Raw genomic sequence first — 25,817 nt, forward strand, 5'->3', positions numbered from 1 at the left:
GCCATGAATACGCTTAAGACGCTTTCGTTCGCGCTCGGCGCACTCGTGCTGGGCGCCTCGGCCATGTCCGCCTCGGCCGCCGATCTCGCCGCCGGCAAGGCGCTGGTGGAGAAGGGCAACTGCGTGGCCTGCCATGGTGCCGGCATGAACGCGCCGATCAGCCCGGACTACCCGAAGCTGGCCGGCCAGCACGCCGATTACCTGTACCACGCGCTGGCGGCCTACCAGATCACCACCAACCCGCAGGTGGGCCGCTCCAACGCCATCATGGCCGGCCAGGTCAACGCCAACCCGGGCGTGACCGGCAAGGACGGCAAGCCGCGTCCGTTCACCCGCGACGAACTCAAGGACATTGCCGCCTACATCGAATCGCTGCCGGGCGGGCTGGTGCTGAAGAAGTAAGAAGCGCCGCCGCGCAGGCGCCGCCGTGCGCCGCGCCAGGGGAGAAAAAAGCCGCTGAACATATCAGCGGCTTTTTCATTCGGGGACGGGCGGCGCGGCTCAGTTGCCGGTGCCCTTGGCCAGGCGGCGAGCCTTCACGGCGTTGGCCAGCGTCTCCAGCACATTGATCGAATCGTCCCAGCCGATGCAGGCGTCGGTGACCGACTGGCCATAGGTGAGGTTCTCCACCGGCGTGCCCTGGGCATGGTCCTGACGGCCCGCCACCAGATGCGATTCCACCATCACGCCGACGATGCGCTCGTCGCCCGCGGCCATCTGGCGGCCGATGTCCTCGCAGACGGGGATCTGGTTCTCGTGCTTCTTGCTGCTGTTGGCATGCGAGGCATCGATCATCAGGCGCGCGGCGAGGCCTGCCTTGGAGATCGCTTCGCAGGCTTCCTGCACGCTGGCGGCGTCGTAGTTCGGCGCCTTGCCGCCGCGCAGGATGATGTGGCAGTCCTCGTTGCCCGAGGTCGACACGATGGCGGAGTGGCCGCCCTTGGTCACCGACAGGAAATGGTGGGGCTGCGAGGCGGCCTTGATGGCGTCCACGGCAATCTTGACGTTGCCGTCGGTGCCGTTCTTGAAGCCGACCGGGCACGACAGTCCCGAGGCCAGCTCGCGGTGCACCTGGCTTTCGGTGGTGCGCGCGCCGATGGCGCCCCAGCTGACCAGGTCGGCGATGTACTGCGGGCTGATCATGTCGAGGTACTCGGTGCCGGTCGGCACGCCGAGCTCGCTGATGTTCAGCAGCAGCTCGCGCGCGGTGCGCAGGCCGTCGTTGATCTTGAAGCTGCCGTCCATGTGCGGGTCGTTGATCAGGCCCTTCCAGCCCACCGTGGTGCGCGGCTTCTCGAAATACACCCGCATCACCACTTCCAGCTCGCCGGCGAAACGATCGCGCTGCACCTTGAGCAGCTTGGCGTATTCGAGCGCGGCGCGGGTGTCGTGGATGGAGCAGGGTCCGATGATGACGATCAGGCGGTCATCCATGCCGTGCAGGATCCGGTGCATGGCCTGGCGCGCGCCGTAGATCACGTCGGACGCCTTTTCGGAGCACGCGAACTCGCGGATCAGGTGCGCCGGCGGCAGCAGTTCCTTGAGTTCGCGAATGCGCAGGTCGTCGGTGTTCTTCAGCATGATGGCTCCGGATTTTGTGGGTCGTGAGTTTGGGTGTCTGGGCTAGAGCTTGGGTGCGGGCCGGGATAAAAAAAGCCGCCAGGTTCGCTGGCGGCTTTTTTTGAATCCTGGGGGCGCTTACGATCGTCCCTCTCCATCCGCCAGCGGTGTGAGATCGCTAAAAAAGTAAAAGTAAAACTTGGCGGACATGGATTGGATCAGGCTCGGGTGTCGTATGTTCTTTGCGGCAACGCGTCAGAGGATGGCATTAAATTGCGCCGGACCTGCCGATTCTGCCGGCAGCGGCGGTTGACCATCGCGCAACGAAGCATCTTTATAGCGCTTTTTGCGGGGCTTGGCAAGCGCCGCGCGGGCGCCGGCAGTGCCCCGCGGGGTTCAGGCCGTGCCGCCCACGGTCATGTTCTCGATGCGCAGGGTCGGCTGGCCGACGCCCACCGGCACGCTCTGGCCTTCCTTGCCGCACACGCCCACGCCGGAATCCAGTCGCATGTCATTGCCGATCATGGTGACGTCCTTGAGCGATTCCGGACCGTTGCCGACCAGCGTGGCACCCTTGACCGGGGCGGTGATCTTGCCGTCCTCGATCAGGTAGGCCTCGCTGGCGGAGAACACGAACTTGCCGTTGGTGATGTCGACCTGGCCGCCGCCGAAATTCACCGCATAGAGGCCGCGCTTGACGCTGGCGATGATCTCTTGCGGGTCGCGGTTGCCGTTGAGCATGTAGGTGTTGGTCATGCGCGGCATGGGCAGCGCAGCATAGCTCTCGCGGCGCGCATTGCCGGTCACCGGCATCTTCATCAGGCGCGCGTTGAGCGTGTCCTGCATATAGCCCTTGAGGATGCCGTCCTCGATCAGCGTGGTGCACTGGGTCGGGTTGCCCTCGTCGTCGAGGTTGAGCGAGCCGCGGCGGTTGGCCAGCGTGCCATCGTCCACCACGGTCACGCCCTTGGCCGCCACGCGCTCGCCCATGCGGCCGGCGAAGGCCGACGAGCCCTTGCGGTTGAAGTCGCCTTCCAGGCCGTGGCCGATGGCTTCGTGCAGCAGCACGCCGGGCCAGCCCGGCCCGAGCACCACGGTCATGGCGCCGGCCGGGGTGGGGCGCGCCTCCAGGTTCACCAGCGCCGAAGCGACAGCCTCGTCCACGTACTTGCGCAGCAGGTCGTCGGTGAAATAGCCGTAGGCGTAGCGTCCGCCGCCGCCGGAGGAGCCGATCTCGCGCCGGCCGTTCTGCTCGGCGATCACCGTGACCGAGACGCGCACCAGCGGGCGCACGTCGGCGGCGATGACGCCGTCGCTGCGCGCCACCAGCACCACGTCGTATTCGCCGGCCAGGCCCGCCATGACCTGCACCACGCGCGGGTCCTTGGCACGCGCCATGCGTTCCACGCGTTCGAGCAGCGCCACCTTGTCGGCCGCTGCCATGGAGTCGAGCGGATCGTTGGGCGAGTACAGGTTGCGCCCGCCCTGGGAGGCCAGCTTGCCCGCCACCTTGACGCGGCCGCTGCCGGCGCGGCCGATGGTGCGGGTGGCGGCGCCGGCCTGCAGCAGCGCATCCATGCTGATGTCGTCCGAGTAGGCGAAGGCGGTCTTGTCGCCCGAGACGGCGCGCACGCCCACGCCCTGGTCGATGCTGAAGCTGCCCGACTTGACGATGCCTTCTTCCAGGCTCCACGCCTCGTTGCGGGTGTACTGGAAGTAGAGGTCGGCGTAGTCGACCTTGTGCGTGAAGATGTCGGCCAGCGCGCGCTGCAGCTTGGCTTCGTCGAGCCCGTAGGGGGCCAGCAGCAATTGCTGGGCGGTGGCGAGGTTGCGGATTCCGAGATCGCCGGCGTTCATGGTTTTCCTTTGTCGTCGTGCCGCGGCGGCCGGTTGGCGCCACCGCGTGAAAATTCTGCCTTCAGCGCTGTTCGCCATGGCGTATCACCATGGCGCAGCGAGGCGTATTGCCGTACATGCTACAGCACCCGATGGCGCAGCGCCGGCAGGTTCTGCCGCACTTCGTCCAGGCGCGCGGGGTCGATCCGTCCGCTCACCACGCCTTCGCCTTCGGGCAGCACCGCCATGATCTCGCCCCATGGGTCGATCAGCATGGAGTGGCCCCAGGTGCGGCGGCCGTTCTCGTGCTTGCCGCCCTGTGCCGCGGCCAGCACATAGCACTGGTTTTCGATGGCGCGGGCGCGCAGCAGGATCTCCCAGTGCGCCTGCCCCGTGGTGTAGGTGAAGGCGGCCGGCATCAGAATCAAGCTGGTGTTGCCGCCCGCCGCCAGCTGGCGGTACAGCTCGGGAAAGCGCAGGTCGTAGCAGACCGACATGGCGACGCGGCCGCACGGCGCCTCGAAGCTCACCGGCGTATCGCCGGCCAGGATGGTGCGCGATTCGTCGTAGCTCTCGGTGCCGCGGGTGAAGCCGAACAGGTGGATCTTGTCGTAGCGCGCCACGCGTTCGCCGCGCGGATCGTAGACCAGCGAGGTGTTGTACACGCGCGCCTCGTCCTCGCACCACAGCGGCAAGGTGCCGCCCACCAGCCAGATGCGGTGGCGCCGCGCCGCGTCCGCCAGGAAAGCCTGGATCGGGCCGTCCCCGTCACGTTCGCGGATGCCGACCTTGTCGCCTTCGCGCTGGCCCATCATGCAGAAGTATTCCGGCAACAACACCAGTTCCGCGCCGCCGTGCGCGGCCTGCGCGATCAGCACTGCGGGCGCTGCACCTGGGGCGGATGCATTTGCGGTCATATTAGGTTTCCTTGGCGTTGGAACGGGCGCCATCGCTGGTTTTCTTCCGCGCCGCTGATCTCCGGCACGCCTACGGGGCCGGATAGACACGGTTGGACGTGCCTTGCATGGACGAGGGCAGCTCGGGTCTGGCGCCGGCCTTATTCTCCCCCACTTTGTTGATCTGCGGGTTCGCCCAGCCGCCGCTGATGTGGTACCGGCGGCTGAAGGCCTTGGAGAATTCGTCGGCGAAGATGAGCTGCGCGGCCAGCGTGCCGATGCCCAGCACCGGATTGATGAAGGCCGCCGCCACCGAGGCCGAAGTGGCGTTGATGCGCGGAATCACCGTGACTTCGAGATCCTGGGTCTCGCGCGGCAGGTTGGCGCTGCCGGTCATCGAGGCCCGCAGCTGGGCGCCCCTGAGCTCGAAGTCCTTGGTGCTGGCCACGCCGTTCTCGATCGTGCCGGTGCCGGTGATCTCGTCGAACACCATGCCCTCGCCCGCCACGCCACGGAAATCGAACGTGGCCAGCCGCATCAGGCCCTGCAGGCTGAGCACGCCGAGCAGCTTGGCCGCGCCGGGGTCCACGCTGAGGATCTGGCCGTTCTCGAGCTTGAGATTCATGCGTCCGGACAGGGTGGGGTAGTCGATGGCCAGCGGCGAACCACGCCATGCTACCCGGCCTTCGAAGGTGCCATGGCCGTCGGCCAGCATATGTGGCAGGCCCATGCGTTCGAGCACCTGGCCGCCATTGCGCACCTCGAGCTTGAAGTCGAGCAGGGTGCGGCGCTCGGGGCTGGTGCCTTCGCGCAGCCGGCGCGGCATGCGCCAGCTGCCGCTGCCGGTGAAGGTGGCGCCGGGCTGCTCGATCACCAGGCGCTCGAGCGTCCACACCGGGTCGCCGCCGCTGTCGTTCGCGTGCGCCTTGACCTCCAGCTTGCCGAAGTCACGCCCATGCAGCTCGAAGTGGTCCGCCACCAGGTCCAGTGCCGGCAGCTCGCTGGCATTGCCCGACAGTGCATCCGCCATGTTGCCGGCATCGTTGCTGTCCGGGATGTTCAGCCGCGCAAGCCGTATCGTCAACGCTCCCGCCGGGGTGGTGGTGGCGTCGTTGCGCCAGCGCAGGCTCCCGGCGATCTGGCGTGAATCCAGCTGCGCGGCCCAGCCCGCGCCTTCGCGGGTGGCTTCCAGCGACACGTCGTTCAGCTCGCGGCCGAACGCCGTCAGCGTGCGCGCGCGGGCGGTGACGCGCTCGGGCGCGAAGGGCGAGGGCGCCGCACCGGCGCCGCTTGCCTTGCCTCGGTTCGTGCCGTCGTCCAGCAGGGCGCGCCAGGGGTCCAGGTCGAAGCGGCCGGTGCTGAGCGCGGCGGTCACGCCGCTGGCGGGTTGCGGCGCCGGCTGCTCGATGCCGATGCCGCCGGCCACCACTTCCGTGCTTTCGGCATTGCGCCGCAGCAGGTAGCGCGCATTGAGCGCATTGCCGTATTGCACCAGCAGCTCCTCGACACCGGCGCGCGCGGCGGCGGGGCGCAGTTCCACGCGCAGCGGCACGGCCTGGGCCGCGCTCTTGCCCAGCGGCGCCGGCAGCGCGAGCGACAGCCCGGCCAGTTCCGAGCTCACCATGATCTGCGGCTGGTGCTCGCGCACGCCGATCACGGCGCTGTAAGCGGTGCCGCCCTCGATCTTCGGCGCCAGCCCGGCCAGCGGCGAGCCCGCCAGCACTTCGCGGATGCCCGCCGCGCCGATGTTGCCATTGGCCGTCACGCGCACCGTGCCGTCGGGCTGGCTGCCCCCGCCGGCGCGGATCTCGCCGCCGAACAGGCGGGCGCGCAGGTCGTTGAGCTGGAAGCCGTGCTCATTGAAGGCGATGACGCCGGTGGCGCCCCCCAGTGGCGGCAACTGCGGGTTCAGCGTGACATCGTTGCCGGGCAGCCGGAACTGCCCGTCCACCTTGGTGGCATTCGCCTCGGTGAGCGGCAGGTCGAGCTTGAGGCGCAGCTCGCCATTGCCCTGGGCGCGCATCTCGCTGGTCACCTGGCCGGTCCAGTCGCGCACCGGGCTGGCGCCGACGAAGCGCAGGAAGCCCGACATGGGACCGGCGGCGCTGCCGTCGAGTATGAGGTGGCCGTGATCGCCCAGGTCGGCGATCCGCCCGTTGACGTCCTGCAGCGTGACGCCCTGCACACCTTGCACGCCAGCGCGCTGGGCCACGAAGGACATGCCACCGCGCTCGAACAGCACGCGCCCGCTGATGTCGGTGAAGTTCGGCCAGGCCTTGCCGCCGTTGCTGGCCGCGGCGGCGCTGCCGGGCGCCGCGCTCACATGGGGCGCAATCTGGTAGCTGACGCGCTGGATCGGCACCTCGACGCGAAAATCGCCGGCGCCTTCGTGCGGGCTGTGGAAGGGGAAATGCTCCAGGTCGCCCTTGACCAGGAACTTCACATCGCTGGCGTCGCCGGCGACGAGCGCGCCGGCCAGGTACTGGCGCGTCGCGGCGGGCAGGCCCAGGGGCAGGTAGCGCGGCACGCGGCTGACCTGGGCGCGGCTCAGTTCGCCGGAGAGATCGGCAATGCCGCCATGGCCGTCGCCGCCGGCTTGCCAGGTGCCGCGCACGACGCCCGCGGTATCCGCGTTGGCAAAGCGCACGCCCTCGGTGCGTACCGCCAGCTTGCCGTTGTCGCGGGTCCAGGTCACTTCGCCGGTGATCTGGTCGAACGCCACGCGCGGATCTTCGAACAGGCCGGGCAATATCAGCGCGGCGTTGCTGCCTTCGAGGCGCGCGCTGCCATGGCGGTCGTCAAAGCTGAAGCTGCCGGACAGCCGCGAGAAGCCGGGCACGCCCAGGCGCGGCTTGCCGTTTGCACTCACCGCGGGACTGGCCGGCTGGCCGCGGACCGAGACATTGCGCAGCGTGCCCTGCACATTGAAGTGGGTCTGGCCTTCGCGGCGGGTAAGCATGCCCGGGCGGTCGCGGTTCCAGCTGACCTCCAGGTTGTCGAGGTGGCCCGACGGCTGCAGCGCGCGCAGCTGGCGCGACAAGGCGGTATCGAGCGGCATCGAGGTGGCCAGCGCGCGCACCGTGTTGAGGTCGAAGGTCGGCGCCTTCAGCGTGAACTTGCGCAGCTTTCCCTTGTTGTCGGTGGCCCAGCCCACTATCACCTTGCGCATGCCTTCGCGCCAGGCGTTTTCGGTGGCGGGCGCGCTGGCTGACGGCCCGGTCGCCGCGCTGCTCGTCGCACCGGGCGGGGTTCCGGTCGCGCCGGCAACAGGAGGGGTTGCCGCCTGCGCTTGCCTGGCCGGCGGCACGGCCGGGCCTTCGGCTGGCTCGGGCTGCCACAGCAGGGTTTCGATCGTCAGCAGGTTATCGTGGTCACGGCCGGCCCGGTGCAGGACGAAGGCCTGCGCGCTGGCGAGCTTGAGCGGCTCGGGCGCGCCGGCCAGCTGCAGGTCCACGCCATCGGCGCGCAGGCGCGCCTGGCTGCGACTGATCTCGCCGCCGCGGAATTCAATGGTGCCGTCGGTGCTGAAGGTGCCGCGCGTCACCCGGTCGAAGATGGCGGTGTAGCGCTGCAGCACGGGCAGCTCGAGCTGGCCGAGGTCCCAGCTGGCCTGCCCGTGCCAGTTGTGCCAGTCGCCGGCGCGGCGCAGGTAGTCGTGGCGGAAGTCGGCTTGCATCACGAGCGGGCGCGGCGCCAGCGCGGCCGGCTGGGCTTCGAGCCGGATGACGTGGCGCGACCCGAGGCGCCTGGCGCTGAACTGGATATTGCCCACCTCGAGCTGCGGCAGCTTGTTCTTCTCGTCGAGCCAGCGCAGCCTGCCGTCGCTGAGTTCGATCTTGCCCTGCGCCAGCAGCCAGTCGAACAGCCGGTTGTCCTGCGGCTGCGCGCCGGTGGTGTCGACCGCCAGGCCGGCAACCTCCAGCTTGCCGTCGGCGGTGCGGTGCACGAGCAGATCGGTATGGCTGGCGGAAATCTGCTGGAACAGCAGGTCCATGCTGAACAGCGAGCGCCAGGAGAGCTTGCCGTCGAGCGCGCCGGCGGCCAGCAGGACGCGCTGCCCGGCGTCGACGGCCTTGACATCGCGGGCATGGAAGGCGGGATGCCAGCCGTCCCAGTAGGTATCGAGCTGGCCGATGCTCAGGCTGGCGGAGAGTGCGACCGAGCCGCGCTGCTCCAGCCAGGTGCGTGCCGCGGATGCCTGCGGCCACAGCACGAAGCGGATCAGCAGCCCGCCCAGCGCCGCCACCAGCAGCAGCGCCAGCGCCAGGCGCACCAGTACGCGGCCAAGCCCGCGCCACACGGGATGGCGCAGCACCGCCAGCACGCCGCGGCCGAGCGCGCGCACCAGCGCCAGCGCGCGGCGCGCGGCCTGCCGCGGGAAGGAGGGGCCGGCGGCCGTGTCTTGACCCGCCACGGCCGCGGCTGTGGCCGTGGCGGGGGGCTTGGCGGGTGGGGTGGCGCGGCTGGACATGCGCAGATTATCCGACAATACTAGGCGCTCTCCAATTCGGTGCCTGACCGGCCGTGCACGATGCGCGCACCGGCAAAAGGGGCCGGCTCACGCGCTTCCAAGTAACAGGAATGACTTCCACTGATCCGACGAGTTCCACGGCCGCGCCCACGCCCGACGCAAGCAATGCTGCCAGCGAGGCCGCCGCGGTCGGCGCCGGTGGCGAACATGCTCCCGGCAACACTTCCAGCGCCGCCAGGCAGGCCGTAGCCGACATGGCCACGGGGCCTTACGCCGTCGTGGCCGCCGCCGCACTCGTGCCGGTCGATTGCGCCGGCACGGCATTGTACTCGCCCGCCTATTCGCACTACACCCGCCGCATGGTGCAGGCCCGTCCGGAACTGGCGGAAATCGTCGCCGGCGCGAGCGCGCAGCCGCTCACGCGCGCCTGGATGGCGGCACGGCTGAAGGTGCTGCACGAGCCGTCGGCCGATGTGGAGGACGCCGTCAAGCGCGCGCTGCGCCGGCTGCGCGCCGAGGTGATGTGCGTGGTCATCGAGCGCGACCTGCGCGGCCTGTCCACGCTGGGCGAGGTCACCGGCGCCATGACGGACCTGGCCGAACTCGGCATCCAGTACGGCATGTCCGTGCTGGAGGCGGACATGGCGCCCACCTATGGCCGTCCGGTCGGCGAATCCAGCGGCGAGGTGCAGGAGCTGGTGGTGGTCGGCATGGGCAAGCTGGGTGGGCGCGAGCTCAATGTGTCGTCCGATATCGACCTGATCTTCCTCTACGACGAGGACGGCGACACGCGCGGCGGCCAGCGCAGCCTGTCCAACCATGAATACTTCATCCGCCTCGGCCGCCGCCTGATCAACTTGCTGGCCGAGGTCACCGCCGATGGCTATGTGTTTCGCGTCGACATGCGCCTGCGTCCCAACGGCGACGCCGGCCCGCTGGCGTGCAGCTTCGGCATGCTCGAGCAGTACCTGGTGGTGCAGGGGCGCGAATGGGAGCGCTATGCCTGGATCAAGGGGCGCGTGGTGTCGGCGCAGGACACGCCGCACGCCGGGCGCGCCGCGGCGCAGCTTGCCAGCCTGACCGGCCCCTTCGTCTTTCGCCGCTACCTGGACTACGGCGTGATTGCCGCCATCCGCTCGCTGCATGCGCAGATCCGCGCCGAGGCGGCCAAGCGCAGCGGCGGCCTCGCGGCGCCGGGCGGCGGGCAGCGCGTCAACCAGCGCGCCTTCAATATCAAGCTGGGCCGCGGCGGCATCCGCGAGATCGAGTTCATGGCCCAGGTATTCCAGCTGATCCGCGGCGGGCAGGATCCCGCGCTGCGCATACGGCCCACGCTGGAAGTGCTGGTGGTGGCGGTGGAGCATGGCCTGCTGCCGGCCGGCCAGGCCGAGCAGTTGGCCAACGCCTACCGCTTCCTGCGCCAGCTCGAGCACCGCCTGCAATACCGGGACGATGCGCAGACCCACCACCTGCCCACCACCGAGGAAGAGCAGCAGGCCGTGGCCGGCATGATGGGCTGCGCCGACTGGCCGGCCTTGCTGGAGCGGCTGGCTTCGCTGCAGGACCCGGTGGCGCAGCAGTTCGAGGCCACCTTCTCCGACCCCGACCAGGTCAACGAGCCGTGCGAGGCGCTGTGGCCCGCGCTGATCCAGGAGGAGCAGGACGAACCGCCATGCGAGCGCCTGGCCAAGGCCGGCTTCACCGATTGCACCGGCCTGCTCGACCGGCTGCGCGCGACCGGCGCGTCGCTGCGCTACCGCGCGCTGTCCGAGCAGAGCCGGGTGCGCTTCGACCTGCTGGTCAACCGGGCGCTGGACCTGGCCGCGCGCCAGAGCGATGCCGACAGCACCATCGCGCGCTTTGTCGATTTTCTCGAGGCCATCAGCCGGCGCGCATCCTATCTCTCGCTGCTGTCGGAGTATCCGCAAGCGATGGCGCGCGTGGCCGACACGCTGCACGCGTCGAGCTGGGCCGCGGCCTACCTGACGCGCCACCCGCAACTGCTCGACGAACTGCTCGACAGCGACGCGCTGGCGGGCGCGCAGGACTGGAAAGGATTCCGCGCCCGCCTGGCCGCGCGCCTCGACGCCGCCGACGGCCAGATCGAGGCGCAGATGGACATCCTGCGCCGCGAACACCATGCCGAGACCTTCCGCATCCTGCTGCAGGACCTGCAGGGCATGCTGACGGTGGAGCAGATCGCGGACCGCCTGTCCGACCTGGCCGACGCCATGCTCGAGGTCACGCTGCAGGCGGTATGGCGCCAGCTGGCCACGCGTCACCGCGAGCAGCCGCGCTTTGCCGTGATTGCCTACGGCAAGCTGGGCGGCAAGGAGCTCGGCTATGCGTCCGACCTGGACATCATCTTCCTCTACGAGGACGAACACGAGCGCGCGCCCGACATCTACACCGCCTACGCGCGCCGGCTGATCACCTGGCTGACCAGCCATACCGCGGCCGGCACGCTGTTCGACGTGGACACGCGCCTGCGGCCCAACGGCGAGGCGGGCCTGCTGGTGACGAGCTTCGAAGGCTTTCGCCGCTACCAGCAGCGCGAAGGCGACAACACCGCCTGGGTGTGGGAGCACCAGGCGCTCACGCGCGCGCGCTTCTGCGCGGGCGAGCCGGAGATCGGCGCGCATTTCGAGAGCCTGCGCGACGAAGTCCTGCGGCAGCCGCGCGACGCCGCCACGCTCGGCGGCGAGATCACCGCGATGCGGCGCAAGGTGGCGGACGGCCATCCCAACGCTGGCGGCCTGTTCGATCTCAAGCACGACCGCGGCGGCATGGTCGACATCGAGTTCACCGTGCAATACCTGGTGCTGCTGCACAGCCACGACCATCCCGAGCTGACGCGCAACGCCGGCAATATCGCGCTGCTGCGCACCGCGGGAGAGCTGGGCCTGATCGATGCCACGCTGGCGCGCGAGGTGGGCGATGCCTACCGCATCTTCCGCGCCCGCCAGCATCAGCTGCGCCTCGACGGGCACGACCAGGCGCGCGTGGCATCGGGCGACGTGGCGGCGCCGGTGGCGCACGTGCGCGCGCTGTGGCAGGCGGTCTTCGGCGAGCCGGCCGGAGCCGGCGGCAATTGACGCCGGCTCCGGCCGTCGCCGGGCACCGGCCGGGCGGGCAGGGCACGCCTGGCGTGCTGGCCGCCATCGCGGCCATTGCCGCCGTCGCCGCGCTCAGCGCGGCATTCACCTTCATCCCCTGGCTGCACGCCCACGGGCTTTACCTGCGCGATGCGGTGATGGGGCAGGGCGCCAGCGGGCAATGGTGGCGCCTGTTGACCGCAATGTGGGTCCATCTCGGCTGGCGCCACTGGCTGGCAGACCTGCTGGCGACAGCGGGCCTGCTGCTGCTGGTCGGGCGCGAGGCCCGCACGCTCGCCATGCTTGCCGTGCTGGTGGCCTGCGGCGTGGCGGTGCAACTGGTGCTCTGCCGGGTGCCTTCGGTGGGCTGGTACGGCGGGCTGTCCGGCGCGCTGCACGGGCTGGCGCTGTGGGGCGGCCTGCGCCTGCTACAGGGCGACGGCTGGTCGCGCGGCATCGGCGTGATGCTCTGCCTTGGCGTGCTGGTGAAGACCTGGCTGGAACAGTCGTGGCTGGCGCCGGTGGTATTCGATCCTCAATGGGGCTTCGGCGTGGTGCGCGTCTCGCATGCCGCCGGCGCGCTGGCCGGCCTGGCGCTGTGGCTGGCGCAGGAGTGGTGGCAGCGGCGGCGCGGCACGACGCCGGCCGCCTGACTCTTGCGCATGCGCCCGCCGTGCGGTCAGCGCGGCGAGGCCTGTCCGCGGCGGCGTGCGGCCCAGCCTGCCAGCAGGCCCAGGCCGCACAGCCCGAGCGCGAGCGGCCACGACAGCGCGCCGCCGCCACCGCCGCCCGAAGGCGTGCTGGTCGTGGGCGGGGGGCTCGCCGTGACCTGCGCGGCCGCGATCACCGCGGCATTGGCGTCGAGCAGGCCGGCGCCGCAAATACCGGTGTTGGCGGGCAGCGTGCAATAGGTGTTCGCGGGGTGCGGGCGCGCCGAGCTCTTCAGCGCGGCGAGGACCTGCGCGGGCGTCAATGCCGGGTTGACCGAGAGCATCAGCGCGGCCACGCCCGACACCAGCGGCGCGGCGAAGCTGGTGCCCTGGGAATTGGTCAGGACGTAGTTGCCCAGCGTGGTGGTGCCGTCATTGGATATGGTGCGGATGAACGACTGCGAGACCGTGCATGAGGCGACGCCGGTGTTGGGATTGGTGACCACCTTGGAGTTGCCGCATCCGCCGCCCGGCGCGCTCAGCGAGACCTTCGGCCCCACATTCGCATAGCTGGCGTTCTCGCCGTCGTTGACGTGCGCGGTGACGGCGACCACGCCGCTGCAGTCGGCCGGCGCTTCGACCGCGCCGGCGCTGTTGCCGGTGGCGGCGACCACGACCACGCCGTTGGCGGCGAGGTCGTTCACGGCCTGCTGCTCGACGCTGGAGCAGGTGCCGCCGCCCAGGCTGACGTTGATCACGCGCGCCGGCGTGGGGTTGTTGGCTATGTTCGGCACGGTCAGGCCGCCGGCCCAGCGCATGCCGTCGACAGTGTCGGACAGCAGCGCGCCGCAGCGCCCCGATACGCGCACCGGCTGGATGCGGGCGTTCCAGTCCACGCCGGCGATATCCTGCCCGTTGTTGGTGAGCGCGCCCAGCGTGCCGGCCACGCGGGTGCCGTGCCAGCTGTTGTTGGTGGCGGTAGTGGTCGGTGTGGAGGTGCCGGGGCAGGTGAAGCCGGCCGGTACGCCATCGCCCGAGTCGATGGCATTCGCGTCGCGGCCGTCGCCGTCGTTGGCGATGGCCGGGTCGGTAATGAAGTCAAAGCCCGGCACGATGCGGCTGGCGAGATCCGGGTGGGGTAGGTAGCCGGTATCGAGCACCGCGATCACCAGGTTGCTGCTGCCGCGGGTGCGGTCCCACGCGGGCGGCAGGTTGACGCCGCCCACGACCACGGCGGGCGTGTTGAGGTAGGGCTGGTTGAGGGCGAACTGGGGATCGTTGGGCGTGGTGTCGTGCAGGCGCAGCCAGCGGTCAGGCACCACCTCGGCGATGCGCGGGTCCTGCCGCAGGCGGGCCGCGGTGGCCTCGGGGTCGGCGGCGTCGGCGTCGCCGACGCTCAGCAGTTGCAGGCTGCCGCCCATCTGGCGCTTCACGGAGAGCGCCACGCCGGTGCTCTGGCGCACACTCAGCATGCGCTCGGATTGCGACCCGGTGGTGGCGCTGTCGCTGGCAGTGCCGGTGGCGGTGGCGCCATCGCGCCAGCGCACGATGAAGTTGCCGCTGTAGCGTGGCGCCGGGCGCGCCGCCGGGTCAGGGGCCGCGCCGGCGGTGACCGGTGCGCCAAGCCAGAGGCTGGCGCCCAGCGCCAGCAGCGCGGTGGCGCGCCGTGCCAGATGCGAGGTCCTGCCATTCCGATGCTGAAACGGTTGCTGCATGTCTGCCTCCTCCCGTTTGTCCGCGTCGGACCGACCGCGGCGGAGCACCCCGCCGGAGCACCCCGGAAACTACATTTGCGCGATTGCGCCGGAAACCTCGGTTACAGCGACAAAACTTCAAGATAGCTCAACGTCCGAGTGCCCGCATTCGACTACGGCAAGCTGACAATGGCATGAAACGCGCCGTCCGGCAGCGTCAGCCCGGCTGCATGTCGCGGCCGATGGGCTGGGTGCGGTTGGGCTTGAGCACGCGGTCGGGCTCGGCGGTCTCGATGCGCGGCGCGGTGCGCAGGGTGGCCACGGCCTGGTCGAGCGTGGCGTCGGCCGAGGCGGAGATCGCCGTGACGAGCCAGACGCCGCCCGACATGGGGCGCTTGACCACGAAGCGGATCGGCCCGGCGATGGATTCGAGCAGGCGCCCGGCGTCTTCGGAGGCGATCACCGGCGGCGCGGTGAAGCGCACCATGATGTCGCCCACGGCACGGTCGGCGCTGATGCTGTTGGCCGGCGGCGCGGACGGGCGCTGGGCCTGGCAGGCGCTCAGCGTGGCGAGCGCCAGCAGGGCCAGCGCGCCGCAGGCGGCGGTCAGGCGCAGCGGACGGGCCGGTTTGCGGGAGTGCGGCTGCTTGCCGAGGGACATGGAAGACTCCTGTGTGGTTACTGGGCCGGAGGACGGGCGCCGTCAGCTGGCGGCGCGGCGTGACCGGCGCGCTTCGCGGGCCGGGCCGGCGCTGCTGCGCGCGCCTTGCGCGAGCATTTCCTCGGCGTGCTGCATGGTGGTAGCGGTCACGGTGGACCCGCCGAGCATGCGGGCGGTCTCGACTACGCGGCCGGCGGCGTCGAGCGCGCGGATGCGGGAGCGGGTGACCGATCCCTGTGCGCCGCGCTCGCTGGTTTCCTTGCTGACCAGCAGATGGGCGCCGGCCTGCGCGGCCACCTGCGGCAGGTGGGTCACGCACAGCACCTGGCGCGCACGGCCCAGTTCCTGCAGGCGCCGGCCGACCACTTCGGCCACCGCGCCGCCGATGCCGGTGTCGACCTCGTCGAAGATCAGGGTCGGCGTGGGCGCGGCTTCGCTGGTGATGACGGAGATTGCCAGGCTGATGCGGGCCAGTTCGCCGCCGGAGGCCACCTTGGCCAGCGGGCGCGCGCTGACGCCGGCATGGCCCGCGACCAGGAACTCGACCTGCTCCAGGCCGTGGCTCTGGCCTTCCTCGAGCGGGTGCAGGGACACGGCGAAACTGCCGCCGGCCATCGACAGGCCCTGCATGGCTTCCGTTACGGCGGCGGAGAGTTTCTCGGCGGCCACCTTGCGGGCCGCGCCGAGGTGCTGGGCGATGGTCAGGTAGGCGGCGCGGGCGGCAGCCTCGCGCGCCATCACCTTGTTCAGGTCCTGGGCGGACTGCAGGTCGTCGAGCTGCTGGCGGCGGGCCTGCAGCTCGTCGGGCAGTTGCTCGGGCGGCAGGCGGTACTTGCGCGCGGTGGTGTGCAGCGCCTGCATGCGCGCCTCCACCACCTGCAGGCGCTCCGGGTCGAGATCGAGCCGGTCGACATAGCGGTTGAGCGAGTGCGCGGCTTCCTCGACCTGGACCTGGGCCGGGTCCAGCGCCGCCAGCACATCGCCCAGGGCCGGGTCGACGTCGGCCAGCTGGCGCAGGCGCTGCACCACGCTGTTGAGCGTGGAGAGCACCGAGCCGTCGGCTTCGGACAGCGCTTCCAGCGCGGCGCGGCTGCCTTCGATGAGGCCGGCGGCGTGGGAAAGACGGTTGTATTCGGCCTGGATGTCTTCCCATTCGCCGGCCTGCGGCGCGAGCTTCTCCAGCTCGCCGACCTGCCATTCGAGGCGCTCGCGCTCGAGCGCCATCTCGCGCGAATGGTGCTCGACTGTCTCGCGCTGGCGCACGCAGGCGCGCCACGAACGCCACGCCTCGGCGACCGCGCCGGCCTGCGCGGTGAGGCCGGCGTGGGCATCGAGCAGCAGGCGCTGGGCGTCCGGGCGCAGCAGCAACTGGTGGGCATGCTGGCCGTGGATGTCGACCAGGCGGTCGCCGATCTCGCGCAGCTGGCCCAGCGTAGCGGCGGCGCCGTTGATAAAGGCCTTGCCGCGTCCGCCGGCATCGACCGTGCGGCGCAGCAGCACCGTGCCGTCGTCGCCGGTCAGGTCATGCTCGGCCAGCCAGGCGTCGAGCCCGGGCGGCGTGGCGAAGGTGGCACTGATGCTGGCGCGGGCGGCGCCCTCGCGCACCACGCCGGCGTCGGCGCGCTCGCCCAGCACCAGCGCCAGCGCGTCGATCAGGATCGACTTGCCGGCGCCGGTCTCGCCGGTGAACACGGTAAAGCCCGGGGTAAAGTCGAGGTCGAGCGTGTCGACGATGACGAAATCGCGGATGGACAGGCTGCGCAGCATCGTGGGCGACGGGTCAGGGTCAGGTTGGGGGGCGGTCTGCGGGAGGCGCCGGCCGGCATGGTCGCGGTGGGCTGCGACCGCGCCGGATCAGAGCCGGTTGTCTTCGCTCGGGTACTCGTGCCAGTGCAGCTTCTTGCGCAGCGTGGCGTAATAGTTGTAGCCGAGCGGGTGCAGCAGGTGGACGGTCTTGGCCGAGCGCCGCACCACGATGCGGTCGCCGGGCAGCAGCGAGGTCAGCGACTGCATGTCGAAGTTGACGCTGGCGTCGCGCGCGGTGGCCACCTCGATCGACACCTCGGCGTCATGCGGCAGCACGATCGGGCGGTTGGACAGCGCGTGCGGGGCGATCGGCACCAGCACCAGGCCGGACAGCGTGGGGTGCAGGATCGGTCCGCCGGCGGATAGGGCGTAGGCCGTGGAGCCGGTCGGCGTGGACACGATCAGGCCGTCCGAACGCTGGTTGTACATGAAGTAGCCGTCCACCGAGACCGCCAGCTCCACCATGCCCGAGATGCCGGAGCGGTTGACCACCACGTCGTTGAAGGCCAGCGCGGAGAAGATCACGCCGTCGTCGCGCACCACCTGCGACTCCAGCAGCATGCGGGTCTCGGATTCATAACGTCCGGCCAGCATGTCGGGCAGCACCGAATGCACGTCTTCCAGCGGGATGTCGGTCATGAAGCCAAGGCGCCCGTGGTTGACGCCGATCAGCGGCACCTGAAAGCCGGCCAGCTGGCGCGCCAGGCCCAGCAAGGTACCGTCGCCGCCCAGCACCACGGCGACGTCGGCATGCTTGCCGATCTCGCCGGGTGGCAGGGCCGGGTAGTCGGTCAGGCCCGTGGCCAGCGCGGTTTCCCGCTCGAACACCACATCCTGGCCGTTCTTGAGGATGCAGGCGGCAAGCTCTTCCAGCGGGCCTTCGATGCCGGCGGTGGCGTACCTGCCGATCAGGGCGACGGTGCGAAAGGGCGCGCGAGCGGCGCCGGGCGTGGGGAGCGAAGACATGCCCGGATTAGACCATACCGCCGCGACCATTGTCAGCAAGGCGGCACGTCCGGGCGTGCGCGGGCGTGCACGAGCCGCCCGAACGGGTAAAACCTGCGTAAAATCGGGTGCATCATGGATGAACGTGCGAAAACGCTTCTCAAGACCCTGATCGAGCGCTATATCGCCGAGGGGCAACCCGTGGGTTCGCGGACCTTGTCGAAGTACTCCGGTCTCGATCTGTCCCCGGCCACCATCCGCAATGTGATGTCGGACCTGGAGGAAATGGGGTTCATCACCAGTCCGCACACGTCGGCGGGGCGTATCCCGACCCCGCGCGGCTACCGGCTGTTCGTCGATACCATGCTGACCGCCCAGCCGCTGGACAGCGCGCTCAACCTGGCGGAGCTGACCGGCAAGATCCTGGGCCAGTTGCGCGGGCAGCAGCTCGGGCCGCAGCGGATGATCACGTCGGCGGCGCATACCTTGTCCAATCTGTCGCATTTCGCCGGCGTGGTGATGACCCCGCGGCGCGCGCAGGCGTTTCGCCAGGTCGAGTTCATGCGGCTGTCGGACAAGCGCATCCTGCTGATCATCGTCACCCCCGAGGGAGACGTGCAGAACCGCATCATCCAGACCGAGCTGCCGTACACGGCGTCGCAACTGGTCGAGGCCGCGAATTTCATCAACTCGCACTACGCCGGCATGAGCTTCGACAATGTGCGCGACCACCTGCGCGGGGAATTGCAGGCCTTGCGCATGGATATGTCGCAGCTGATGCAGGCGGCGGTGGAAGCGGGCAGCAGCGCCATGGCGGAGGAAGAAGACAATCATGTCTTCATTTCCGGCGAGCGCAAGCTGCTCGAGGTGGAGGACCTGTCCTCCAGCATGGAAAAGCTGCGCCGGCTGTTCGACGTGTTCGAGCACAAGACCGGCCTGCTCAAGCTGCTCGACGTCTCCAGCCACGCCCAGGGCGTGCAGATCTTCATCGGCGGCGAGAGCAAGCTGGTGCCGCTGGAAGACATGGCGGTCATCACGGCGCCCTACGAGGTCGACGGCCAGATCGTCGGCACGCTGGGGGTGATCGGGCCCACCCGCATGGCCTACGAACGGGTGATCCCGATCGTCGACATCACCGCGAGGCTATTGTCCAGCGCGCTGAGCCAGAACTAGTGCTGGCCAGGGCCGGTCTCACCGACTGCCTGTTCCGCTCCTCCCGTCTGCTCGGCGAGACCCGGCGGCCGCGCGCCTTTGGCGCGTCCCGCCCCGCCACACCGGAAACACCATGACGACTACCCCCGAACCGGCCTATCAGCATGGCCAGGCGCCGCGCACGGCGATCCTGCTGATCAACCTCGGCACGCCCGATGCGCCGACACCGAAGGCCGTCGGCAGCTATCTCAGGCAGTTCCTGTCCGATCCGCGCGTGGTGGAGATCCCGCGCGCTGCCTGGCTGCCGATCCTGTACGGCATCATCCTGCCGTTGCGCTCGCGCGCCTCGGCGGTGAAATACGAGTCGGTCTGGCTGCGCGAGGCGCAGATGACCGGTTCGCCACTGCTCGTGCATACCGAACGCCAGGCCCACGCCCTGCAATTGCTGCTCAGCCAGCAGGGCCACGAAGTGACGGTGGCGTGCGCGATGCGCTATGGCAACCCGTCGATCGCTTCCGTGCTGGAGGCGCTGCGCCGCCAGGGCACCGAGCGCATCCTGCTGCTGCCCCTGTATCCGCAGTACTCCGGCACCACCACGGCCACGGCGTTCGACGAAGCGTTCCGCGTGCTGGCGACCTGGCGGAATCAGCCAGAATTGCGGCTGGTCAAGCATTTTCACGACCATCCGGCCTATATTGCCGCCTTGCACCAGCAGGTGGGGGCATACTGGGCGCAGCACGGCACGCCGGATTTCGGGCGTGGGGACAAGCTGATCCTGTCGTTCCACGGGGTGCCGCGGCGCACCCTGGAACTGGGCGATCCCTACCATTGCGAATGCCTGAAGACCGGCCGCCTGCTGGGCGAGGCGCTGGGCCTGCAAGCCGGCCAGTACCAGGTTACCTTCCAGTCGCGCTTCGGCCGCGCGGAATGGCTGCAGCCCTACACGGCACCCACGCTGCAGGAGTTGGGCAAGGTCGGCACCGGGCGGGTCGACGTGTTCTGCCCCGGATTCCCGGCCGACTGCCTGGAGACCCTGGAGGAGATCGGCATGGAAGGACGTTCCGAATTCCAGGTGGCGGGCGGCAAGGTGTTCCATTACATTCCCTGCCTCAACGATGCCGAGAGCTGGATCGCCGGGCTGGCGGAGATCGGCTTGCAGCACTTGCAGGGATGGCCGCTGCGGCTGCCGCACCCGCACGAACTGGAGGCTCGCCGCACCCAGGCCCAGATGCGCGGGGCTGCGGCGTGACACGGGCGCGGCAAAGCCGGCCCCTGGCATGGAGATGACAGAATGAACGTATCTTTCGAGGCTGACGCGCGCCTGCGCATCGACAAATGGCTGTGGTGCGCGCGCTTCTTCAAGACCCGCTCGCTGGCGGCCGAGGCCGTGGAGCGTGGCAAGGTGCAGGTCAACGGCCAGCCTTGCAAGAACTCGCGCGAGGTCAAGCCGGGCGACACCATCGTGCTCGAGGCGCATCAGCAGCGCTGGGAAGTGCTGGTCAGGGGCATCGCCGGCGCGCGCGGGTCGGCGACGGTGGCGCAGACGCTCTATGCGGAGACGCAGGCAAGCCAGGCGCGACGACGCGAGGAAGCGGAAAACCGGCGGCTCAACGTGGAGCCGGCCTCGCGGCTGCAGGGCAGGCCGACCAAGCGGGATCGCCGCCTGCTGGACGGATTCGGGAGCTGAGAGTCGGGGAGCCGAGAGGACTCAGGAGGCGGCGAGCGGCGCCATCGCATGCGGCGCCGCGGCTCACCGGCCTGGATCAGCGAACGAAGGGAACGATGTAGTGTTTGAAGACCGCCTTGCCACTACCGTATTCGGTGTCTCGCGGCGTGAAGGCGCCGGAGAGGCAGATAAAGACTGTCATCACCGATAATGCGGCGAGAAGGAAGACCGTCAGAACAGGTAGCTTATGCATGGCTAACCTTTCGAGTGTGGCCCGACTTGTGATGCATCTTCGACCCCGGTATTTTTGTCATTTTTATACGGTTTCATCTTAGGGGGTGCGCTGCAGCAAAGCAATATGGCCCCTATTTCCATGTGCACCTCTTTGTAACCGTGTGTTTCAGTGCCCCGGCGCGGTGCACTCTTGAAATAATGGATGCCTGTCACCAATTGCAGGATACATTTGCCGATTTACCACCCGCGGCCAGCGCCAGGCCGGCCGCGTCCTTGTATTGATACGGATCGACATGGAAGAACAGAAGCAGACGCCATCCACCACGACGCCGCCGGCGGCCGCCGGCGAGGAGCTGAACAACGCGCCGGCCGGCCAGGCCGAGAACGCCGCCGCGGAGGACGTGACCGCCCAGCTGGCCACGCTCGAAGCCAAGGCCAAGGAGCACTATGACATGTTCCTGCGGGCGACCGCGGAGGGCGAGAATATCCGCCGCCGCGCCCAGGAAGACGTCGCCAAGGCGCACAAGTTCGCTATCGAGAGCTTCGCCGACTACCTGCTGCCGGTGATGGACAGCCTGCAGGCCGCGCTGGCCGACGGTTCCGGCGACATCGCCAAGCTGCGCGAAGGGGTGGAGCTGACCGCGCGCCAGCTCACCAGCGCCTTCGAGAAGGGCAAGATCGTCGAGCTGAATCCGGTCGGCGAAAAGTTCGACCCGCATCGCCACCAGGCCATCTCGATGGTGCCGGCGCCGCAGGAACCCAATACCGTGGTGTCGGTGCTGCAGCGCGGCTACACGATCGCCGACCGTGTGCTGCGTCCGGCGCTGGTGACGGTGTCCGCCCCGAAGTAACGGCGGCGCATCGCTTTCGTTGTCCGCCTGTCCGGCGGCACGAGCAACGCCCGGTGCCACTGGCCCGGGCGTTTTTCATTGCTGGAGAAGCCTATGTCTACCTCGTCAGACAAGTCCGCTGCCGGCGCGCCGGCCGAAGCCGCCGCCGACGCGGCGCCGCACCTGGATCACCATGCCTTCGAAACTTTCGGCATGCGCGAGGTGAACGGCGACGATATCGACGCCGCCATTGCGGCTGCCGATGATGCTCTGGTGTGCGTGTTCTTCTGGGGCGTGGACTGCTTCAATTGCGAAATGGCGAAGAAAGCCATGCTGGCCAATCCCGAGCCGGTGCGCGCGCTAGAGCTGCACTGGCTGCATGCCAACGTCTACGCGCACCCCGAACTGGGCAGGCGCTTCGGCCTGCATGGAATCCCCGTGTTCATGTTCTTCCACAAGGGCAAGAAACTCGGCCGTGCCACCGGCTGGCACGGTCATGGCCAGTTCGCCGCGGCGGTGGCCAATGCCCGCCTGAAGGCCAGCGGCAAGCCCCTGGCGGGCTGAAGCGCGGCCCGCGCGCGTGGCGGGCTGCCCGGCGGGACTAGCGCGACAAGGCATAGCCGAGGCGGAATTGCCACGGCAGCTTGTGGTTGTAGTCCAGCATGCTCTCGCCATAGCCGACGAAATAGCCCGCCATCAGATAGCCCGCGGTGCCCGGGATCAGCCGCGCGAGCGGATAGGTCACCGAGGCGTCGACGCTGCCATAGTACTTCTGCGTGCCCTTGCGCATGGTGGCCGCGAATTCCCATGAATCCGGCTTGCCGTAGGCCAGCTTCAGGTCCATGTAGCCGCGGTAGCTGGCGATATCCGTGTTGTCGTTCTTCTCCAGGTAGTAATAGAGCTTGGGCGATACGCTCCAGTGCCAGCTGCTCAAGTCGCCCAGGTAGAGGGTCGGCTTGACGAAGACGGTATTGATGCTGCGCGACTGGTCGCCGTCGCGGCCGTTGGACTCGTGCTCCAGGCCCGCGGCGAGCGAAAGACGGCTGATCGTGCGGTTATGCACCCCGGTATCCGACAGGTAGTAGAACAGGCTCGGCCGGTAATTGGTGTCGCGGAAGGGGTGGGAGTCTCCGGCCAGGTCCCACAGCGAGAACTGCGTGTAGCCGAAGTAGAGGTTGTCCAGCAGGCTGCGCGAAGACGGGTTTTCGCCCTCGAAGATGCGGAACTTGAAGCTGAGCTGGAACTTGGCGTTGGCGCCGTCATGCGCGCCGACCAGGAAGTACATCGGATCGTTGAAGGTCAGCCGGCCCTGGTCGCGCAAATCGGTCTGGACGGGCGCGGGCTCGGCCGACGCGGCCACTGGCACGACCGGGACGGCAGGCGTGGCGGTGCGGTCGCCCTGCGTCGGTGCGGCGGCCGTGCTTCCGGCCGGGGCGGCCGTGGCCTGCGCCACCTGCGCCGCGGGCGGGTCGTCCGGGCGCGGCGCCCGGTTCAGGGTGACCAGTACCGGCGCCGCATCGATATCGACGGGATCCAGCCGTACGGTCCCGCGCAGCGCGGGCGGGATGGTCGCGCTGTATTCGATGATGCGGTGCTCGCCCTGGCGCAGCCGGATCGTGGCGGCACCAGGCGCCGTGCGCTCCAAGTGCAGGCGCACCGGCGCCTGCAGGTCCGCCGATGCGACCACGTCGATGGCCTCCGGCACCAGGAACGTCCGGTTGGCTTTGTCGGCGCTGACCAGCAGGGTCAGGGTCAGCGGCCTGGTGCCGTCGACCACCTTCGGTGGCTGCAGCAGCGCGATGGCTGCCCGGCTGGGCAGCGGCCAGGCGGCAGCGAGGGCAAGGGAGAGAAGCAGGGCCGGGGTCGCCGGTGCGAGCCGGCGCCGGACCGCAGGCGAGGAGCCGGTCCGGGCATTATGCGTGCAAAGCTGCATGTGGTTGAAGCGGCGCGCGTTTTCCCGGGTCCCGGGAAAGGTGATGCAAGCGCGGCATGATCTATTGCGACGCGGTAAAGCCTAACATGCCCGGCGCGCCGACTTTGTGATGATTTGTACGCCGCCGGGAAGCCCGGCATGGCAAGACGCTGCTGGCGCTACCGCATGGCGCGGCGCTGGACCGAGGCAATGTAATTCTCGCCGTCGGGCGGCAGGCCGGTGCGTTGCGCCTCCCAGAGCATCTCGCCCAGGCATTCCATGACCTGGTGATGCGCCTCATGCGGCGAGTCGAGGCGCTGGGCCAGCGCCTCGTAGGCGCGACGGATGCCGGGCGGCTGGTCGATCGATACCTGTTCGGCGATCGACAAATGCATGGCCAGGTGCAGGAAAGGATTGGTCTGGCCGCCTTCGGGGGTGTAGTCCTGAGTGAGCGCGCCTTCCGTGTCGGTCAGCAGGTTCTGATACTCGGGATGCTCGCCGATCCAGTCGACGGCAATGGCTTCAAGCGGGGTGAGGACGCTGCCTGCGCGCTGCTTCTGCCATGCATCGCAGAAAAAACGGCGGACTTCTTCGCGGGAGGGATTGAACATGATGGCGTCATTGTAAACGAGGCCGGCCTCCGCCGCAGGGCGGCACCGGCGCCGCCCGCCCGATTGCCGCCCGATTGCCGCCGGCATGGATCCGGCCCCGCGCGGCATTTGCACGGCATAGAATGCGGCTTGCCCGGCGCCCGCCGGAAGACCGAATCCACACGCCGACATGTCCGTTTCCCGCTCCTCCCCCGACAGTCTCCAAGCCGGCCGCAACGTACGCGAGCAGCTCGCCGGGGTGCTGCTGATCGCGCTTTCGGCCAGCGCCTTTGGCGCCATGGCGATCTTCGCCCGCTTTGCCTACGATGCCGGATCCGATGTCTATGGCTTGCTGGCGGTGCGTTTCACGCTGGCGGCCGGCGCGCTGGCGCTGGCCATGCGGGCGCGCGGAGTCGGCCTGCCTGGCTGGCGCAAGGTCCTGGCGCTCGCGGCGATGGGCGGCATCGGCTATGTCGGCCAGTCGTTCTGCTTCTTCACGGCGCTCAATCATGCCCAGGCAAGCCTGGTGGCATTGCTGCTCTACCTGTACCCGCTCTTCGTCACCATCCTCGCCGCGGTGTTCCTCAAGGAGCGCCTGGGCGCGGCGTCGGTGATCGCGCTGGTGCTGTGTTCGGTGGGCGCCGGCCTGACGGTCGGCGGCGGCCAGGGTTCGGCGCTGGGGATCGCGCTCGGACTGGCCTCGGCTGTGATCTACTCGGTGTACATCATCGTGGGCGCGCGCATCACGGCTGGCGTCAACCCGCTCGCCACCACCACCGTGGTGTGCACGGCTGCGGCACTGGTCTATATCGCCGTCGGCATCCTGCGCGCCGGGGCCGGGGCGCCGCCGCAGTTCCCGCAAACCGCGGGGGGCTGGCTGGCGCTGCTGGCGATCGCGCTGCTCTCGACCGTGCTGGCCATCCTGACCTTCTTTGCCGGCTTGCAGCGCCTTGGCGCAGCGCGCGCTTCCATGCTGTCGACGCTGGAGCCGGTCGTGACGGTGGTGCTGGCGGCGCTTTTGCTGGGCGAGCAGGTCGGGCTGACCCAGGCGCTGGGCGGCGCGCTGATCCTGGCCGGCGTGCTGTGGCTGACGCGCAAGGGTAGCGGCGCCGAGCAAGTACAACAGAATTGAATCCCTTGCTCAAATCGCTTGGAGGGACGGGGCGGCGTCTTCGATACAATCCGGCTCTCACCTCTCGTTCAGGAACCGACGCATGAAATCGATCGACCAGGCAGCCATCGCCCAGCTGTTCACCGAAGCCCGCACCCACAACGTGTGGCAAGACCGCAAGGTGGACGATGCCACGCTTCATCAGATCTATGACGCCATGAAGTTTGGCCCGACGGCCGCCAACAGCTCGCCCGCCCGCATCGTTTTCGTGAAAAGCGCCGCGGAGAAGGCCCGCCTGGTCGAATGCGTCGCTCCCGGCAACGTCGACAAGACCCGTTCCGCGCCGGTAACGGCCATCGTCGCCTTCGACAACGCTTTCCACGACCAGCTGCCCAAGCTGTTCCCGCATGCCGATGCCCGCTCGTGGTACGCAGGCCAGCCGGAAAAGATCGCTCGCGATGCCCTGGTGAACAGCTCGCTGCAAGGCGGTTATTTCATCCTGGCGGCACGTGCGCTCGGCCTGGATTGCGGCCCGATGGGGGGCTTCGACGCGGCCAAGGTCAACGCGGCGTTCTTCCCCGACGGCAAGTGGTCGGCGAACTTCCTCTGCAACCTGGGCTACGGCGAAGCAGACAAGCTGTTCCCGCGCAGCCCGCGCCTGTCGTTCGACGAGGCTTGCCGCGTGGTCTGAGCCTCGCGCCCAGGCTG

At 69.1% G+C, this 25,817-nt stretch carries 21 protein-coding genes; 10 read left to right on the plus strand and 11 right to left on the minus strand.

Annotation, left to right across the window (positions count from 1 at the left end):
• Positions 1-3: 3 nt before the first annotated feature.
• The gene (locus AC1DK4_RS14155; RefSeq protein ID WP_441618742.1) at positions 4-402 is read left to right on the plus strand and encodes a c-type cytochrome; all 399 of its coding nucleotides are present in this window, start codon (positions 4-6) and stop codon (positions 400-402) included.
• A gap of 99 nt (positions 403-501) precedes the next feature.
• Here AC1DK4_RS14155 and aroG read toward each other — a convergent pair whose 3' ends face one another.
• The 4 genes from aroG to AC1DK4_RS14175 all read right to left on the minus strand — a co-directional run bounded on the left by aroG (position 502) and on the right by AC1DK4_RS14175 (position 8,763).
• Positions 502-1,581, minus strand: a complete 1,080-nt coding sequence (aroG, locus tag AC1DK4_RS14160) for a 3-deoxy-7-phosphoheptulonate synthase AroG (RefSeq protein ID WP_441618744.1) — start codon at positions 1,579-1,581, stop codon at positions 502-504.
• Between the two features lie 375 nt (positions 1,582-1,956).
• The gene (tldD, locus tag AC1DK4_RS14165) at positions 1,957-3,417 is read right to left on the minus strand and encodes a metalloprotease TldD (protein WP_441618746.1); all 1,461 of its coding nucleotides are present in this window, start codon (positions 3,415-3,417) and stop codon (positions 1,957-1,959) included.
• Between the two features lie 119 nt (positions 3,418-3,536).
• A complete protein-coding gene (locus AC1DK4_RS14170) occupies positions 3,537-4,313 on the minus strand; it encodes a carbon-nitrogen hydrolase family protein (RefSeq protein WP_477131600.1) in 777 nt (258 codons plus the stop codon).
• Between the two features lie 70 nt (positions 4,314-4,383).
• Entirely contained in the window at positions 4,384-8,763 is a 4,380-nt protein-coding gene (locus AC1DK4_RS14175) for a YhdP family protein (RefSeq protein WP_441618750.1), read from the minus strand.
• 254 nt (positions 8,764-9,017) lie between these two features.
• On the opposite strand from AC1DK4_RS14175, the gene glnE reads away from it, so the two are divergent.
• Both glnE and rrtA read left to right on the plus strand, forming a co-directional pair.
• A complete protein-coding gene (gene glnE / locus AC1DK4_RS14180) occupies positions 9,018-11,858 on the plus strand; it encodes a bifunctional [glutamate--ammonia ligase]-adenylyl-L-tyrosine phosphorylase/[glutamate--ammonia-ligase] adenylyltransferase (protein WP_441618928.1) in 2,841 nt (946 codons plus the stop codon).
• Positions 11,855-12,511, plus strand: coding sequence for a rhombosortase (rrtA, locus tag AC1DK4_RS14185; protein WP_441618752.1), 657 nt, complete (start codon positions 11,855-11,857; stop codon positions 12,509-12,511). Before glnE ends, rrtA begins: the two co-directional genes overlap by 4 nt.
• A 26-nt stretch (positions 12,512-12,537) precedes the next feature.
• Here the strand turns inward: rrtA and AC1DK4_RS14190 are convergent, their stop codons facing one another.
• The 4 genes from AC1DK4_RS14190 to AC1DK4_RS14205 form a co-directional block, all read right to left on the minus strand.
• Positions 12,538-14,223 (minus strand): S8 family peptidase, encoded by a 1,686-nt coding sequence (locus tag AC1DK4_RS14190; RefSeq protein ID WP_441618754.1) that lies wholly within the window; start codon positions 14,221-14,223, stop codon positions 12,538-12,540.
• A gap of 196 nt (positions 14,224-14,419) precedes the next feature.
• Positions 14,420-14,863, minus strand: coding sequence for a hypothetical protein (locus AC1DK4_RS14195; RefSeq protein WP_441618755.1), 444 nt, complete (start codon positions 14,861-14,863; stop codon positions 14,420-14,422).
• A gap of 42 nt (positions 14,864-14,905) precedes the next feature.
• On the minus strand, positions 14,906-16,630 hold the full coding sequence (gene recN / locus AC1DK4_RS14200) for a DNA repair protein RecN (RefSeq protein ID WP_441618757.1): 1,725 nt from the start codon (positions 16,628-16,630) through the stop codon (positions 14,906-14,908).
• Positions 16,631-16,717: 87 nt separating this feature from the next.
• Complete coding sequence (locus AC1DK4_RS14205) at positions 16,718-17,635, minus strand: NAD kinase (RefSeq protein ID WP_441618759.1); 918 nt, start codon at positions 17,633-17,635, stop codon at positions 16,718-16,720.
• Between the two features lie 114 nt (positions 17,636-17,749).
• Between AC1DK4_RS14205 and hrcA the strand changes: the two genes are divergently transcribed.
• From hrcA to AC1DK4_RS14220, 3 genes are all read left to right on the plus strand, one after another.
• Positions 17,750-18,787 (plus strand): heat-inducible transcriptional repressor HrcA, encoded by a 1,038-nt coding sequence (gene hrcA / locus AC1DK4_RS14210; RefSeq protein WP_441618761.1) that lies wholly within the window; start codon positions 17,750-17,752, stop codon positions 18,785-18,787.
• A 112-nt stretch (positions 18,788-18,899) separates the two neighbouring features.
• Positions 18,900-20,015: a ferrochelatase gene (gene hemH, locus AC1DK4_RS14215; RefSeq protein WP_441618763.1), complete on the plus strand. Its 1,116-nt coding sequence runs from the start codon at positions 18,900-18,902 to the stop codon at positions 20,013-20,015.
• Positions 20,016-20,057: 42 nt separating this feature from the next.
• Positions 20,058-20,453, plus strand: a complete 396-nt coding sequence (locus AC1DK4_RS14220; RefSeq protein WP_441618765.1) for an RNA-binding S4 domain-containing protein — start codon at positions 20,058-20,060, stop codon at positions 20,451-20,453.
• Between the two features lie 76 nt (positions 20,454-20,529).
• Here AC1DK4_RS14220 and AC1DK4_RS14225 read toward each other — a convergent pair whose 3' ends face one another.
• Entirely contained in the window at positions 20,530-20,685 is a 156-nt protein-coding gene (locus AC1DK4_RS14225) for a hypothetical protein (RefSeq protein ID WP_020201414.1), read from the minus strand.
• Positions 20,686-20,959: 274 nt separating this feature from the next.
• On the opposite strand from AC1DK4_RS14225, the gene grpE reads away from it, so the two are divergent.
• Entirely contained in the window at positions 20,960-21,517 is a 558-nt protein-coding gene (gene grpE / locus AC1DK4_RS14230; protein WP_441643384.1) for a nucleotide exchange factor GrpE, read from the plus strand.
• 93 nt (positions 21,518-21,610) lie between these two features.
• On the plus strand, positions 21,611-22,060 hold the full coding sequence (locus tag AC1DK4_RS14235; RefSeq protein ID WP_441618769.1) for a thioredoxin family protein: 450 nt from the start codon (positions 21,611-21,613) through the stop codon (positions 22,058-22,060).
• Positions 22,061-22,097: 37 nt separating this feature from the next.
• On the opposite strand, the gene AC1DK4_RS14240 is transcribed toward AC1DK4_RS14235, so the two are convergent.
• The gene (locus tag AC1DK4_RS14240) at positions 22,098-23,429 is read right to left on the minus strand and encodes a phospholipase A (protein WP_441618770.1); all 1,332 of its coding nucleotides are present in this window, start codon (positions 23,427-23,429) and stop codon (positions 22,098-22,100) included.
• A gap of 158 nt (positions 23,430-23,587) precedes the next feature.
• Positions 23,588-24,019 carry a DUF1841 family protein gene (locus tag AC1DK4_RS14245; protein WP_441618772.1) on the minus strand — a complete coding sequence of 144 codons (432 nt, stop codon included), beginning with the start codon at positions 24,017-24,019 and terminating at the stop codon, positions 23,588-23,590.
• 169 nt (positions 24,020-24,188) lie between these two features.
• On the opposite strand from AC1DK4_RS14245, the gene AC1DK4_RS14250 reads away from it, so the two are divergent.
• Both AC1DK4_RS14250 and AC1DK4_RS14255 read left to right on the plus strand, forming a co-directional pair.
• Positions 24,189-25,130 carry a DMT family transporter gene (locus AC1DK4_RS14250; protein ID WP_441618774.1) on the plus strand — a complete coding sequence of 314 codons (942 nt, stop codon included), beginning with the start codon at positions 24,189-24,191 and terminating at the stop codon, positions 25,128-25,130.
• A gap of 82 nt (positions 25,131-25,212) precedes the next feature.
• Positions 25,213-25,800 carry a malonic semialdehyde reductase gene (locus AC1DK4_RS14255; RefSeq protein ID WP_441618776.1) on the plus strand — a complete coding sequence of 196 codons (588 nt, stop codon included), beginning with the start codon at positions 25,213-25,215 and terminating at the stop codon, positions 25,798-25,800.
• Positions 25,801-25,817: the final 17 nt, after the last annotated feature.

This window comes from Cupriavidus sp. 05N38 (assembly GCF_056397345.1).